Here is a 14,656-nt window from a genome sequence, read left to right as displayed (position 1 = left end):
GAGCGAGATGGCGATTCTACCTAAAGCTATCTCGCTATAAGCGTTAACAGACGTAAATTGCGTAGAAATTTACTGCAAAACACTGAAAGTATCGAATTTCATTTGAAATGGAAAAGAACTGATGGTGCCCCCCGTTAAGTAGGCGGAAACCAATATCCTATAATTACGAAATGGATTGCAGCGTCGCAGCAAAAAGGCATCGCGGAGTCCAGGTCATGTTCAATCTAAACTTGCCGACGGTGATAGATAGCGCTGCGGCGGAGTCATTGAAGGTCTCTCTGCTCGGGCAGATGGGAAGCCACACGCCCTGCCGGATCGATGGCGGCCGCGTCGAACGTATCGGCACAGCCGGTCTTCAGGTTCTGTGGTCCGCCCGGCTCAGCTTCGCTGCACAGGGTCTGGAGTTTGACATCACCCCGCTGTCACCGGCCTTGACCCAGGCGCTCGCCATGGCCGGCCTGGACGGCCCCGAGCATTTCAACCTCCTCAAGGAACCGCACTAACATGTCGAAGCGCGTACTTGCCGTAGACGATTCCAAAACCATGCGTGACATGGTCTCATTTACTCTTCGCAACGCCGGCTTTGAGGTCTTTGAAGCCGAGGACGGCGTCAAGGCCCTGGCCGTCGTCAAGACACAACCCGTCGATGTTATCCTCACCGACATTAACATGCCGAACATGGACGGTGTCACCCTGGTCAGGGAATTGCGCGCCCAGCCGCAGTTTCGCTCAACGCCCATCCTGATCCTGACCACGGAGGGTGGCGAAGACAAGAAGGCCGCCGGCCGTGCTGCCGGTGCGACAGGCTGGATCGTCAAGCCTTTTGCGCCTGACAAACTGGTTGCGGTCGTCAACAAGGTCTGCCCGTAGCCGTCATGTCGACCCAAGCCCGCAACGACTACGCTCAGTTTCGCCAGACCTTCTTCGCCGAAAGCGCGGAGATGCTGGCCGATATGGATGATCGTCTGGAGGTCCTGAAGTCCGGGCGTCTGGATCGTGAGGAGCTGGACGCCGTTTTTCGCGCGGTACATTCGATCAAGGCCGGCGCGGGCATGTTCGATTACCGCCGCCTCGTCGAGTTCGCCCACGGGTTCGAGGCCCTTTTGGATCGATTGCGCGACGGCCGTATGGCCGTCAACCCAGCGGTCGCCGGTCTGATTATTCGTGCGGCCGACATTCTGGCCGAACTGGTCGCCGCGGCCCAGGCCGAACGGTCGGCACCGGATGATGCGGGTGCCGACGTCATGACGGCCATCAACACCTTGATGGCCGTCGAAAGCGTCTCCGCCGCGACGGCACCCATCTTGCCGCCGGTGAATTGTGAATCGCGCTGCGTCGAGATCCGTTTCGTCCCGCATGCCGACTTGTTGCGCAAGGCAAATGAGCCACTGCTGGTCATCCGCGAGTTGTCGACCCTGGGGCGTTTGACGACAGCTTGCGACGCGAGCCGGGTTCCTATGCTGGAACGGATCGATACACAGGACTGCTATCTTTCGTGGACCTTCGTCCTCGAAACAGAAGCAGCGGAGGAGGCGATTCGTGAGGTCTTCGAATTTGTTGAAGACGATGCCGAAATTTCTCACGAAGTCCGCACACCCGTTGCTTCCGAAGATGAAGGATTCGGTCTGTGGCTTGAGACACCTGTCCTTGAAGATGTCGCCGACGCTGCCCGAGAACAGACCCCTGCTTCGGTGGTAAATGTGGATTATGGAGCCAAACGGCCGGCGGTCCAGACCTCTATTCGCGTCGAACTGTCGCGTGTCGACAAACTGGTTGATATGGTCGGCGAACTGGTCATATCCCAGGCCATGCTGCGACAGGAGCTGGCGAGCCATAACCTGCCGGTTGTCGACGGTCTGGAATCGCTCGATGCTCTGACACGCGAACTGCAGGATTGCGTGATGGCCATCCGGATGCAGCCCGTCCGGTCCGTCTTTGCGCGGATGCCACGCCTTGTTCGCGATGTCGCCGCCAGGCTCGACAAGCAGGTTCGCCTCATCATGGTTGGCGAACAGACGGAACTCGACAAAACGGTGATCGAAGAGCTGTCGGATCCGCTGACCCATATGATCCGCAACAGCGTGGACCACGGTATCGAAAGTCCCGCTGTCAGATGTGCGGCGGGAAAATCTGCCGAAGGCACGATCACACTCAATGCCAGCCAGGTTGGCAGCAACATCCTGATCCAGATTGAGGACGACGGCGCCGGGATCGATCGCGCGCGCCTGGTGGCCAAGGCAATCGAAAAAGGGATTGTCCCTCCCGGCACCGTCCTTGGCGATGACGAGGCCCTCGACCTCATCTTTGCCCCGGGATTCTCAACGGCCCAGACCGTTTCCGACGTGTCCGGCCGCGGCGTTGGCATGGATGTCGTCCGCCGTAATATTCAGAAAATAGGCGGCCGGATTCAGGTGAACTCCGTCGCCGGCCACGGTACCCGTTTTACCCTGATCATCCCCCTGACTCTTGCCGTTCTGGACGGCATGCTGATTTCTGTTGGTTCGGAACGCTACATTCTCCCTCTGACATCCATCGTCGAAAGTTTCCGGCCGGCTTCAGGTCAGATCCGCGAATTGTCCGGTGGCGGCCGCATTGTCAGTGTCCGCGGTGACTATGTTCCTCTTCTGGGACTGGGAAGGGTTTTCGGCGTCGCCGATGCCGTTCACGACCCGGTTCTGGGCCTTGTCGTTCTGGTTGAGACAGCGACCGGTGGCCGTCTCGGCCTCGTGGTTGACGGCCTGATTGGTCAGCAGCAGGTGGTCATTAAATCCTTGCAGGCAAATTTCACCGCCGTACCGGGCATTTCCGGCGGCACGATACTGGGCGACGGCCGCGTCGCCCTCATTCTCGACATCGAACAATTGGCCAGTCTTAAGGAGACCGCTGCATGAGCGAATTTCAGCGCACCTATGAAGACACCCTGGGCATGATCGGACGTGGCGCCGACCAAAACGGCGTGCGTCAGTTCATCAGTTTCCGGGTGGGGACGGAAGACTACGCGATCGACATCCTGGCCGTTCGCGAAATCAAGGGCTGGACACGGACGACCGTGCTCCCCAACCAGCCAGACTATGTTCGTGGCGTGCTGAACCTGCGCGGCGCCATCGTGCCGGTTTTCGATCTGCGCAGCCGCTTCGGACAGGGACCCACAGAGGCTACGGCCAAACACGTCGTCGTCATCGTCGCTGTCGGAGATCGTCTCGTCGGCCTTCTGGTCGACCAGGTCAGCGATATTCTGAGCGTCGCCGACGACAATATCGGAGCGGTACCCGAGACATCGATTCGCGGCGACCACCGCTACCTGGCCGGCATCATCACCCAGGGCGACACCATGGTCGTTCTGCTGGCGCTCGACACCCTATTCGACACCCTGACCCTTCCGGGCGACCAGCCCGCCCACGAAACCGCCGCCTGACCACGGCACCAGAGGAATATGTCCATGCTTTCGCTGAACAATATCAAGCTTCGCGGCAAACTGGCCCTGATCGTCGGCACGCTCAGCGTGCCGCTGGTGATCATGTCCGGTCTGTTTATCAATACCAACCTTCAGGACATCGGCTTCGCCGAAAAGGAACGGGTCGGTACAGCCTATCTGCGTCCGGTGTGGCAGACCTTGTCAGCCCTCTATGCCGCCGTGGAAGACGGCCAGGCGCCTCAGGCCCATCTGGGTGGTGAAAGCCTCGCCGAGGCGACGAACCTGGCCCAAAAGCTGGGTATCGATCCTGTCTATCAAGAGACCCGCAAGGCCCTTGATGGCCTTGGTTTTCCGGCGCGGCCGATCGAATCGGCGCAGGCCGCATCGAGCGCAGTTACTGCCGTGTCGGCGCTGGTGGCCGAAGTCGGCAATGAGAGCAATCTCACCCTGGATCCGGATATCGACACCTACTATCTCCAGAATATCATTACGGTGAACCTGCCGACAATGGGAGGTCGCAACAACGATGCCTATCAGGTCGTTCTGGCCCAGGTGGATAAGCCAGTGACGACGAAATTCGCTGTCGACCTGGGCAGTCTGCTGGGTGCGCTGCGAGAAGCCGAGGCGGCGACCGTGGCATCGGCGCAAAGCGCACTCAAGGGGACCAAGGACTCCGCTGTGTCAGGCCGGATCAATCCGGCGGTGGCAACGTTCACGGCGGCAAACAAGGCCTACACCGACGAACTTCAGCGCCTGCTGGACCGCACCCAAGTGGGAGGACGTATCACCGGCGCGGATATGGAGGTCCTGCTACCACTCCATGAGAAGCTTGAGGCGGCCTACGATACCCTTTGGGTGACGTCAGCCGATGAACTTGACCGCCTGCTCCAGGCCCGCATTGCCGGCATTTGGCTTAATATGCTGACCTTGCTGGCAATCGCCGGCGCTATAGCTGCCGCGGCGATCGGTCTTGCCGCCTTCATCGCACTGGAGATATCCGGCACGATCGGTCGTTTGAGCACGGTGATGACGAAACTGGCGAACGACGATTTCGATGTCACCGTACCCGGCGCGAACCGGCGTGACGAGGTCGGCGCCATGGCCAGGAGCGTCGAAGTCTTCAAGCAAAATGGCATAACCAGCAAACGCATCGCCGGCGAAAATCTGCGGATCAAGGTCGCGCTCGACAACTGCTCGACCAATGTCATGATGGCCGACCCCGAAGGCAAGATTATTTATCTCAACACGTCCGTCCGTGCGATGATGTCGAATGCAGAAAGCGACCTGCGCGCCGCTTTGCCGAACTTCGACGCGTCTAAGCTGGATGGCGCAAACATCGATGTCTTCCATAAAAATCCGGCGCATCAGCGCGGAATGCTGGAGCGGCTGACGACAACCTTTAAAACCCAGATCAAGGTTGGCACGCGTCAGTTCGACCTGACCGCCAGTCCCGTTATTGATGACGCCGGTCAGCGCCTCGGCTCGGTCGTGGAATGGAAGGACATTACGGCCGAAAAGCACATCGAGGGTGAAGTCGATCGCGTCGTCCAGGCTGCTGTTGAGGGTGACTTCAGTGAACGCCTCGAGCTTGAGGGCAAGACCGGCTTTATGCGCAACCTGGCCGAGGCCATGAATCGCCTGTGCGAAAACACGGCCGAGAGCCTGAACGAGGTTTCGATCCATCTTGGTTATCTGGCCGAAGGTGACCTGACCCGCCGGATCGAAAATTCCTATAGCGGTCTGTTTGAAGACCTGAAGAACAAGCTGAATGAGACCTCGGACAAGCTTTGCGTTATTGTTGAGCAGGTCACGGCTGGCGCCGGCGAGATCAAGGTTGCCACGGCCGAAATCACCGCCGGCACCAACGACCTGTCGCAGCGGACCGAGCAGCAGGCGTCGAGCCTGCAGGAGACTGCCTCTTCGATGGAAGAGATTGCCTCGACCATCAAGCAGAATGCCGACAATGCCCAACAGGCCAGCAAGCTGGCCGGAACGGCCTCCCAGGTCGCCGGCAAGGGCGGTGAGGTCGTCTCCCAGGCGGTCCAGGCCATGTCGCGTATCGAAGCATCGTCGCAGAAGATTTCCGACATTATCGGGGTCATCGACGAAATCGCCTTCCAGACCAATCTGCTGGCCCTTAACGCTGCGGTCGAAGCGGCGCGGGCAGGGGATGCCGGGAAAGGCTTTGCCGTCGTCGCTGCCGAGGTCCGCTCCCTGGCCCAGCGTTCATCGGGCGCCGCCAAGGACATCAAGACCCTGATCGCAGCCTCCGGCAACGAGGTCAAGGATGGCGTCAGGCTGGTCAATGATGCCGGCGGCGCCTTGACCGAAATCGTCGGTTCGATCCGCCAGGTGGCTGAAATCGTCTCGGAAATCGCCGCGGCTTCCAAGGAGCAGTCGGTCGGTGTCGAGGAAATCAACACGGCTGTTTCCCAGATGGATGAAATGACCCAGCAGAACTCGGCCCTGGTCGAAGAGAACGCGGCTTCATCGCGCATGTTGCAGGACCAGGCGGAGAATATGCACAGCCGCATGGCCTATTTCAGCCTGCCACACGCCGTTTCACAACGCGATGCCGTCCGGCCGGTCGAGGTTGCGCGCAACCCCGCACCGGCGCCGCGCAAGGCGGCTGCACGCCGGGTCGCCGGCGGTGCGGCGCGGCTCCAGGATGACCTGCGCTCGGCCATGGACGCCGATTGGGCGGAATTCTGATCGAACACGGGTAAGTCTTGCGCGACCGCCGGCCCGCCTGGGCTGGCGGCGCGCTCATCTCAGAAATGAGTCGAAGTAAAATGGCATTGGCGAGAAAATCGGTCGTCCGCGATCTGGACAGCGTAGAGTTCGACTTCTCGCGCAAGGATTTTGACGTGCTGGCGGCGCTGGTCCACCAGCATACCGGCATAGTTCTGGGCCCGAACAAACAGTTCATGGTCTATTCCCGCCTGACGCGACGCCTGCGTGAGCGCGGATTGACGCGCTTTGACGACTATATCGACGTATTGAATTCGAAGAACGGCGAGGACGAGTTTCGCGCCTTTATCAATGCCATGACGACGAACCTGACGCGGTTCTTTCGTGAGAAGCATCATTTCGAATACCTCGCTCAGACCATCCTGCCGCTGCTTCGGGTGTCACGCCCCGACCGCCGGCTCAGAATCTGGTCGGCGGGATGTTCTTCGGGCGAAGAGCCCTATTCGATCGCCATGACGCTGCAGGAGCATTTTCCGGAATTGCCAAGGTGGGACGCCCGCATCCTGGCCACCGATATCGATACCAACATGGTGGCGAAAGGCGCCGCCGGCCTGTATCCCGCCGATGCCTTCGACGGAGTCGATGCTGACCTGCGTCAGCGCTACTTTACCGAAGCCGGCGCCGCCCTGCGCGCCAAGGACAATTTGCGTCACCTGACCGCCTTCAAGCCGCTCAACCTGTTGCAGCCCTGGCCCGTGAAGGGCCCCTTTGACGTTATCTTCTGCCGTAATGTGATGATCTATTTCGACAATCCGACCAAGACCGAACTGATACGGCGGTTCGCTGGCCTGCTCCGTCCCGGTGGCTGGCTGATTGTCGGCCATTCCGAAACACTTCTGGACCAGCAGGCGCTGTTTTCGCTGTGCGGCCGGACCATCTACCGCAGACTCGGATCACAGCCCGGTCGGGATGTGACGCCATGACCGTGCCCATGGAGCGTCATATCGCCCGGACGCGCATCCGCGATTCCCGCCTGGGCCAGCACAATGTCCGTGTCAATCCCGGCGAATATTTCGTCACCGGTGACAGCAGCGTCATGATCATCACTGTGCTCGGATCCTGCATAGCGGCCTGCATCCGCAACCCGCTCAACGGCTTTGGCGGCATGAACCATTTCATGTTGCCGCAAAGTGATGAGGGTGAATGGAACGGCGTTTCGTCACATATGCGTTATGGCAACCACGCCATGGAAAACCTGATCAATGAAGTGATGAAATCCGGGTGCCGACGCTCTGAAATGGAAATAAAACTCTTCGGGGGCGCCAACATGTATGTCGGCACTAGCGAGATCGGCGCCAAGAATGCCCGGTTTGTCACTGATTATCTCAGGGAAGAGGGGCTGAAGGCAATAGCCAGCGACCTGGGCGGGCATCACGGCCGACGCATCCATTACTGGCCGGCGACGGGCAAGGTCAAACGCCTCCTTCTGACCGGCGGCGAAGACAGCCGTGTCGCCACGGCCGAAACCACCTATCGCTCGCGTCTGGCTGCAGCCCCGGTCGAGGGCGATATTGAGCTGTTTGGTTAGAGGCCGATATGAAACCGCCCATTCGCGTACTTATCATCGACGACTCGGCCCTGATGCGCCAGATGCTGACCGCTGTCCTGAGCCAGGACCCGGACATTCACGTCGTCGATACCGCTGCCGATCCCCTGATCGCGCGTGAGAAGATCAAGAAGCATAACCCCGATGTCATTACCCTCGACGTCGAAATGCCGCGGATGAATGGTCTTGAATTTCTGTCGCGGCTGATGGCCCTGCGCCCGATGCCAGTTGTCATGATCTCGTCCCTGACCGCCTCCGGTGCGGACGCGGCCCTGCGCGCGCTTGACTTGGGGGCATTCGACGTTGTCGGCAAGCCTTCGGGATTCATGTCCGACGGCATGATGGCCCTGGGTGACGAGATTCGCGCTAAGGTCCGGATGGCGGCGGCCAGCCGGATCGAGGTCCCGCCTGCCGCCACGCCCGTTCGGCGTCCCGCCACAAAGCCGGGCACAAACCTGGTGGCTGACCGGATCATCGCCATCGGTGCGTCGACGGGGGGCGTGCCCGCCTTGACGGCCGTGTTATCCGCCTTGCCGGTCGATATGCCACCCATTGTCATTGTTCAGCATATGCCCGCCAGTTTTACCGCCCGATTCGCGGCGCGTCTCAACGAACTATGCGCAGTCAAGATTTACGAAGGTCAGGACGGCCAGACGTTGCGGCCCGGTGAAGTCTATGTCGCGCCCGGCGGCCGGATGATGCGGGTAAGGCCAGCGCCGGGAAACTTTCGACTGGCAGTGAGCGACGAAACCGCGGTCGGCGGTTTCTGTCCGTCAGTTGATGTTCTCTTCCAATCCGTCGCCGACACCTGCGGCAAGCGTGCCGTTGGCGTAATCCTGACGGGTATGGGGCGCGACGGCGCCGAAGGTTTATTGCAATTGCGCAGGTGTGGCGCCGCCACCCTTGGTCAGGATGAAGCCAGTTGTGTCGTTTATGGCATGCCGCGCGTGGCCGCGGAACTGGGGGCCGTTGAACGGCAACTGCCCCCCGCGCGCATGGCCCAGGCCCTGATCGACCTGTGCACCCATCCTCTTGTCCGTACAGGTTGATACCATGTCCCTGATATCCTTTCTGAAACGGCGCGAGCCCGAAATCACAAGAGTCGAGGCGGTTCCACCGACCGCGCCGGAACTCCCGGCGGGCCTGCTGCAGGCCCAGGCCTATCTGTGCGACATCCTGGGCCTGAACGATGTCCAGGCGCGGATTCTCGATGTCGTCATCCATGAAATTTCGGAAGTGCGCTCGGACATAGACGTCAACTTCCAGGATTTGTCGCAGCGCTTTACGCATCTGGCGCGGGTGTCGCAGGACCAGACGCGCATGGTTCAGGATCTGGCCGGCAATGCCGAGTCGGTGCAGGTCGCCGACCAGACCCTGGCGATCCATGATGTCGTGGATACCATGGGCCGCGCCCTGTCGGACTTCATCGAGAAGATCGTCTTCATGTCGTCGCGCAGCGTCAACATGGTCTATACGCTGGACGACGTCCTGCTTGAGATTACGGCTGTCGAAAACAGTATCAAATCCATCGACAAGATCAACGCGCATACCAATATGCTGGCCATCAACGCCAAGATCGAGGCCGTTCATGCCGGCGATGCCGGCACCGGCTTTGGGGTTGTCGCCGACGAAATCCGCGAACTGGCCAAAAACGTCAATATGCTCTCGGCCGACCTGAAGAGTCGCATCGCGACCATTTCAAAGGGCTTGAACAACGGTTATGAACTGCTGCGCGAAATCGCCGAGGTCGATACATCAGGCCAGAACCTGCTCGTCCACAAGAGCATGAGTAACATGATGCGTGCGCTGATCGATCAGAGCGTCAGCATGAAGACCATGCTCGAAGCCAGCGCAGAAGCTACCCAGACGATCTCTGAGGACATTTCGGCCGCTATTGTCCGGATGCAGTTCCAGGACCGCGCCACCCAGAGGCTGGAGACAGCGGTTAAAGGCCTTGGCACCCTGACCGATGCCCTGCGCCGGGTTGACGGCGCTGTTCAGGAACATCTGAGCCTGGATCATACGCCGGATATGGGGTGCGAGCTGAGCGCCGCCGTTCTGGCGCAATGCACGCTGGGCAGCGTCCATGACAAACTGGAACGGGCACTGCGTAAGGGCTCCGGCCCGGTGGTGTTCACACCAACGCCCGCATCGGTGGACGATATCGAATTGTTCTAAGAATCAAGAAGAATTCGAAACGTTAGGCGTGGTTGTTTATCACGGCTTAACCACTTGAAACTAAAGTAATCCTCAGGCGCGAACGGAGTCGGAAATCGATTGCACGTTTCCCGCGCACAAGGGTTTCAGATGCGGATTGACCTCACCCAGACGGATGTACACCTCGTCGCCCGGCTATCGGGCCGGATGACCTTTGCTGACCATGGTCTGTTCCGCAAAATGCTTGACGGCATTCGCAGCGACGGGGTGAAGTCCTGCGTGTTCGATCTTGCCGGTCTTGATGCTATCGATTCTTCGGGACTCGGTATGTTGATGCTGGCGATCGAGGACGCTCGCAAGGGCGGATGGAGCCTGACGGTTGCCAACGCTGTCGGACCTGTGCGGCAGTTGCTGCAACTGTCTCGCCTCGATCAAATGCTCAAGGTCGCGTAATCATGGGCGCGGCGGCTCTTGTGCCATTTCCAGTTGGGGCCCGCCGTTCTGCCGGGAAGGGCCTTCCCGTGGTAAATCCCGACGGCGAGATTTGCGCCTTCGACGGTCTGTTGCCTGATGACCGCCTGGTTTCAAGTTGCGAAGCTATGTACGGCCTGGATCTGTCGTCGGTCTTTCTGTCACCGCCACCGATGAGCGGCGATCTGTGGGGGCTTTTGCCCATAGACGACGACCGGCTGGCGGTGTTTTGTGCCGATGTCTGCGGTCATGGCCTGGCCGTGGCGCCACACGCCCGTAAGGTCCATCAGCTTTTGCATGCCCCTGACCTTGAGCGGAGCCGGCCGCAGAGAGTTCTTGCCGAAGTCAATTCAGGTCTGCATGGCTATCTGCCGCCCGGACGGTTCGCCGCCATGTTTTACGGCGTCATCGACATTGCGCGCGATCAGCTCGACTACGCCTGTTCGACATTTTTGCCGCCCCTGTGGCGTCTGGGCGAAGGCAGGCCTTACGAACTGCTCGAAGGCGCCGGACTTCCGTTGGGGTTTCAACCAAGAGCGCGGTATGAGAACCACAGCCGTCGATTTGAACGCGGCGGTGGGCTGGTGATCTACAGCGACGCCCTCGTCGAGACGCCGATGCCGCCGCAAGCGGTCTTCGATACGGACAGACTTTGCAGTGCCGTCAACCTCCTGGGGTTTGACGCTGATGCCGCTACGATTAATGCGCATCTCATCGACGCTCTGGATCTCGAAACGAACAGGTTGGAAGACGACCTGACGTTGATTGCCCTTTTGCGCCGGTAACACCAGGCTGCGATGACTTTCCCTTTTCGCGCTTATACCAACCCGCGAAATTCTTGACACGCCGCGTGTAGACAACGCGGACTGAAACACCTGGTGCGACGCCGCGACCAGACGGGTGAGGCCATTCGTTACGCCGTCATGTCTTCCAGCGCAGTCGGATTAAGGAGTTCGAGCTGTCGCGCGCTCGCCATCTTGATGATGCCGGCGTCCTTCATTCGGGACAGGACGCGCGACACCGTTTCGATCGTCAACCCGAGATAGTCGGCAATGTCGGTCCGTGACATGGGCAGATTGATGCGACCAAGTGGCCCGCCCTGACGCTCGGCCATATCGAGAAGAAAGGCGGCCACACGCCCGGCGGCGTCATTGCGTCCGACGGTAAGCAGGTGGTCGTGTGCCCGGCTCAGCGACTGCAATGCCAGCTTGAGAAGTTCGTGGGACAGATCGGACAGAGTGTTGGGACGCAGGGTACGCAGGCCAACGGTGTCGACGGCATCGGCGAAGAAATGGCGTTGCGTTCCGGATTCGAAGCCGAAAATGTCCCCTGGCATATAGAAGGCGCAAATCTGGCGCCGACCGTCCGCCATCAAGCGGTAGATACGGATCACGCCAAAAGCCACCTGATAGAGCGCCCCGGACTTGTCACCCTCAGCGTAGATTTCGGCGCCGGGCATAATGGTCACAAGTGGGCCGCAACTTGCGGCCAACCGATCATGGCTGGTCGGGCCCGTGGCTGCGACGGATGACCCTCGGGAGGGAAGCAGCGTCGTCGAAGGGGCGGCATCAAACATGGCTGTCTCTCACTGCGAACATGAGACAAGCATGACATTTTCGCAAGACGCGCGAAATCCGCACTTATCCGTACGGGATTGTACTTACACCAAGCCTCATAAAGAATGACGCTTGGTATTAGAGCGCAATCTGAGAAAAAGTCGTGTCCGTTTTCTCGAAAAAGGCGTGCTATTCCGGCTTGGGCTCGACCTTGTTTTCACCGAGGACGGCCTCCAGGCGGTCGACCAGTTCATGCTCGATAAGGGGCTTGCGCACAATGGAGGCAAAGGCGAGATGTGAGGGTTGTTCCGCGCGACTGGACAGGATAACAGCGCGCGCGCCCAGACCGCGCAAAACCCGGTCATCCGACGAGAAACGGTTGATACCGCCATGGTCGATAACGGCCGCGTCGAACGCGGGTGTGCTTCCCGCTTCCGGCCAGCTCGGCGACTCGCGCACGCTGTAGCCTTCAGCCTTGAGCATAAAGGACAAGGAGCGTCTCAGGCTGTCGTCGGGCGCGACGACAAGGATGCTGGCAGGGTGAGCAGAGGATCGCATAGCCTGTCATCGCATAGCCATCCATGCGTCGCTTTGACCAGAATCAAACTTGCGCCACATTCACGTTGAGAGTCATGCGAACCAGCTCTGGAAGGCTTTTCGCCTGCATCTTACTCATAATGTTGGCGCGGTGGACTTCGACGGTGCGAGGACTGATCTGCAAATCATAGGCGATCGTCTTGTTGGGCAGGCCTGCGACAATTCCGGACAGGATTTCTTGCTCGCGGGCCGTCAGCAATGCCATTTTTTGCCGAATTTCGGCCGCAGCCGGAGCCGGCTCGCCGCGCGAATCCGCCAGGGCGCCGGCACGAAGTATGGCTTCGATCAGAACGTCATCCTCGAACGGTTTTTCAATGAAATCGAAAGCGCCCGCCTTCATCGCCGCTACGGCCATGGGAACATCACCGTGGCCGGTGATGACAATCGCGGGAACGTAAAGGCCCCGTTGCGTCAAGGCTTCCAGCAGTTCTACGCCGCTCATCTCGGGCATGCGAAGGTCCGTGACCAGGCAGGCCTGGGCCGGATCGATGAGGCCAGCCAGGAAGGAGGGGCCGCCGTCGTGCGTACGCACGGCAAACCCGGCGCTGGTCAAAAGGAAGGCCAGCGATGCCCTGACAGGGGCTTCGTCGTCGACGATGTGAACAATGCGGTCATTCATTCCGGGTCCTCAGCTTCTGCGGCCGCTTGCAATACAGGCAGGGTAAATCGGAACGTGGCGCCGCCTGCGGCATTACGACCGACGCAGATCGTGCCGTCATGAGCTTCGATGATGCGCTTGGATATAGCAAGGCCAATTCCCATCCCCCCCGGCTTTGTGGTCACAAAGGGTTGAAACAGCTGTGCCGCAATGTCATCGGCGATGCCGGTCCCGCTGTCCGCGACTTCCACGGCCAGGGTCCCCGGGCCGGCATCGAAGGTCGACAGGGTGATCTGTTTCTCCACCGAGTTGCGCATGGCCTCCGCCGCATTGCGTATCAGGTTGATCAGGACCTGCTGGACCTGGACGCGATCGACCAGGATAGAGTCTTCATGTGCCCCATAGACAAACACGGTCTTGATGCCTTTTTCCTTTGACCCTGCAAGGGCGAGCGCGGCGGCCTCCTCGATCACCGATCGCAGGCTGTCGGCCTTGAGTTCAGTCGCGCCGTGGGTAGCCGACTCGCGCAGATGGTGGATGATCTTGCCGGCGCGCAGGGCCTGTTTCGCCGTTTCTTCCAGGGCCGACCTTATGGTGACCGCGAGTTCCCCGGTTTCCGATTTCAGCATGCGCACGCAGCCCTGCGTATAGTTGGCGATGGCTGAGAGGGGCTGGTTAAGCTCATGTGCCAGGGTTGACGCCATTTCGCCCAATTCGTTCAGGCGTGACAAGCGCGCCAGTTCGCTGTGCAACTGCTGCAACTGGGCCTCGACGTCCGCCCGCTCGGTCAGGTCGCGGATAAAGCCGGTGAAATAGACTTTTCCGCCGGCACGGACTTCGCCGATGGCCAGCATGATCGGAAAGGTCGAGCCGTCGGCGCGTTGGGCGGCGACAACACGGCCTATGCCAATGATACGCTTCTCGTTGGTGTCGACATAACGCTGCATGTAGCTGTCATGCTCACCGCGATAGGGTTGCGGCATCAGCATGCGCACGTTGTGACCACGAACCTGAGTTTCGGTATAGCCGAACTGGCGCTCGGCGGCGGTATTGAAGGAAATGATGCGGCCCACATGATCAATAACGATAGCAGCGTCCGGAATGGTCTGCAGGATGGACCGGATCTGTTCCTCGCGCTCGTCCAGTTGTTCCTCGGCCGCTACGGTGCGGCGGCGCGCGGCGTGAATGATCTCGCCCATCCACGCGGTGAGCCCGCCCGTAACGCCGTAGACGAGGGCGAGGCTCGCGGCATCCAGCCAGCTTTCATGGGTGTCGGTGAACAGGAGGGCGAGGATGAGAGACAGGGCGGCGGCTGACAGCCCTGGCCAGAGTCCGCCCAACAGCGCGCCAAACAGAACAGTCGGAACAATGAGAGCGAAGGCGATGCGTCCGCCAATGTCAGCACCCAGGAGTTCGCGCAGGCCGAAGGCCAGCAGCACCCCGATGAGGGCCAAAACGTAGCTGCGCCAGCCGGCATAACGGCCCTGGAGGACGCTGTCATAAAAGCGGCCCGGTCGGCGTTTCAGTTGGTCGAATACATCTTGCAAACCGAGGCCCCTGTCATG

At 60.0% G+C, this 14,656-nt stretch carries 15 protein-coding genes; 11 read left to right on the top strand and 4 right to left on the bottom strand.

The genetic code is table 11. The features are described 5' to 3' along the window. The first annotated feature begins 170 nt into the window (after positions 1-170). From ABAC402_RS39595 to ABAC402_RS39020, 11 genes are all read left to right on the top strand, one after another. Positions 171-503 (top strand): STAS domain-containing protein, encoded by a 333-nt coding sequence (locus ABAC402_RS39595; RefSeq protein ID WP_082179817.1) that lies wholly within the window; start codon positions 171-173, stop codon positions 501-503. Position 504: 1 nt separating this feature from the next. Then, the gene (locus ABAC402_RS21695; RefSeq protein ID WP_023447705.1) at positions 505-870 is read left to right on the top strand and encodes a response regulator; all 366 of its coding nucleotides are present in this window, start codon (positions 505-507) and stop codon (positions 868-870) included. 5 nt (positions 871-875) lie between these two features. Further along, a complete protein-coding gene (locus ABAC402_RS21690; protein WP_023447704.1) occupies positions 876-2,891 on the top strand; it encodes a chemotaxis protein CheA in 2,016 nt (671 codons plus the stop codon). After that, positions 2,888-3,415: a chemotaxis protein CheW gene (locus ABAC402_RS21685; protein WP_023447703.1), complete on the top strand. Its 528-nt coding sequence runs from the start codon at positions 2,888-2,890 to the stop codon at positions 3,413-3,415. Before ABAC402_RS21690 ends, ABAC402_RS21685 begins: the two co-directional genes overlap by 4 nt. A 24-nt stretch (positions 3,416-3,439) precedes the next feature. Beyond that, positions 3,440-6,127, top strand: a complete 2,688-nt coding sequence (locus ABAC402_RS0119545) for a methyl-accepting chemotaxis protein (RefSeq protein WP_052025233.1) — start codon at positions 3,440-3,442, stop codon at positions 6,125-6,127. Between the two features lie 80 nt (positions 6,128-6,207). Continuing rightward, positions 6,208-7,089: a protein-glutamate O-methyltransferase CheR gene (locus tag ABAC402_RS21680; protein WP_023447701.1), complete on the top strand. Its 882-nt coding sequence runs from the start codon at positions 6,208-6,210 to the stop codon at positions 7,087-7,089. Beyond that, complete coding sequence (locus tag ABAC402_RS21675; RefSeq protein ID WP_023447700.1) at positions 7,086-7,694, top strand: hypothetical protein; 609 nt, start codon at positions 7,086-7,088, stop codon at positions 7,692-7,694. The genes ABAC402_RS21680 and ABAC402_RS21675 overlap by 4 nt, the downstream gene beginning before the upstream one ends. Positions 7,695-7,702: 8 nt before the next feature. Then, positions 7,703-8,761, top strand: coding sequence for a chemotaxis response regulator protein-glutamate methylesterase (locus ABAC402_RS21670; protein WP_023447699.1), 1,059 nt, complete (start codon positions 7,703-7,705; stop codon positions 8,759-8,761). A 4-nt stretch (positions 8,762-8,765) separates the two neighbouring features. Beyond that, positions 8,766-9,890, top strand: a complete 1,125-nt coding sequence (locus ABAC402_RS21665) for a methyl-accepting chemotaxis protein (protein ID WP_023447698.1) — start codon at positions 8,766-8,768, stop codon at positions 9,888-9,890. A 129-nt stretch (positions 9,891-10,019) separates the two neighbouring features. Further along, positions 10,020-10,322, top strand: a complete 303-nt coding sequence (locus ABAC402_RS21660; RefSeq protein ID WP_023447697.1) for an STAS domain-containing protein — start codon at positions 10,020-10,022, stop codon at positions 10,320-10,322. Between the two features lie 68 nt (positions 10,323-10,390). After that, a complete protein-coding gene (locus ABAC402_RS39020) occupies positions 10,391-11,125 on the top strand; it encodes a PP2C family protein-serine/threonine phosphatase (protein WP_162148494.1) in 735 nt (244 codons plus the stop codon). A gap of 128 nt (positions 11,126-11,253) precedes the next feature. Here the strand turns inward: ABAC402_RS39020 and ABAC402_RS21655 are convergent, their stop codons facing one another. From ABAC402_RS21655 to ABAC402_RS21645, 4 genes are all read right to left on the bottom strand, one after another. Continuing rightward, entirely contained in the window at positions 11,254-11,799 is a 546-nt protein-coding gene (locus ABAC402_RS21655; protein WP_155847267.1) for a helix-turn-helix domain-containing protein, read from the bottom strand. Positions 11,800-12,085: 286 nt separating this feature from the next. Beyond that, complete coding sequence (locus tag ABAC402_RS0119535) at positions 12,086-12,454, bottom strand: response regulator (protein WP_031234993.1); 369 nt, start codon at positions 12,452-12,454, stop codon at positions 12,086-12,088. A 43-nt stretch (positions 12,455-12,497) separates the two neighbouring features. Beyond that, entirely contained in the window at positions 12,498-13,112 is a 615-nt protein-coding gene (gene fixJ / locus ABAC402_RS21650; RefSeq protein WP_023447693.1) for a response regulator FixJ, read from the bottom strand. After that, a complete protein-coding gene (locus ABAC402_RS21645; protein ID WP_235079885.1) occupies positions 13,109-14,638 on the bottom strand; it encodes a nitrogen regulation protein NR(II) in 1,530 nt (509 codons plus the stop codon). The genes fixJ and ABAC402_RS21645 overlap by 4 nt, the downstream gene beginning before the upstream one ends. Positions 14,639-14,656 lie beyond the last annotated feature (18 nt).

It is taken from the genome of Asticcacaulis sp. AC402 (assembly GCF_000495835.1).
GTDB lineage: Bacteria > Pseudomonadota > Alphaproteobacteria > Caulobacterales > Caulobacteraceae > Asticcacaulis.
This window is presented reverse-complemented; position numbering and strand designations above follow the sequence as displayed.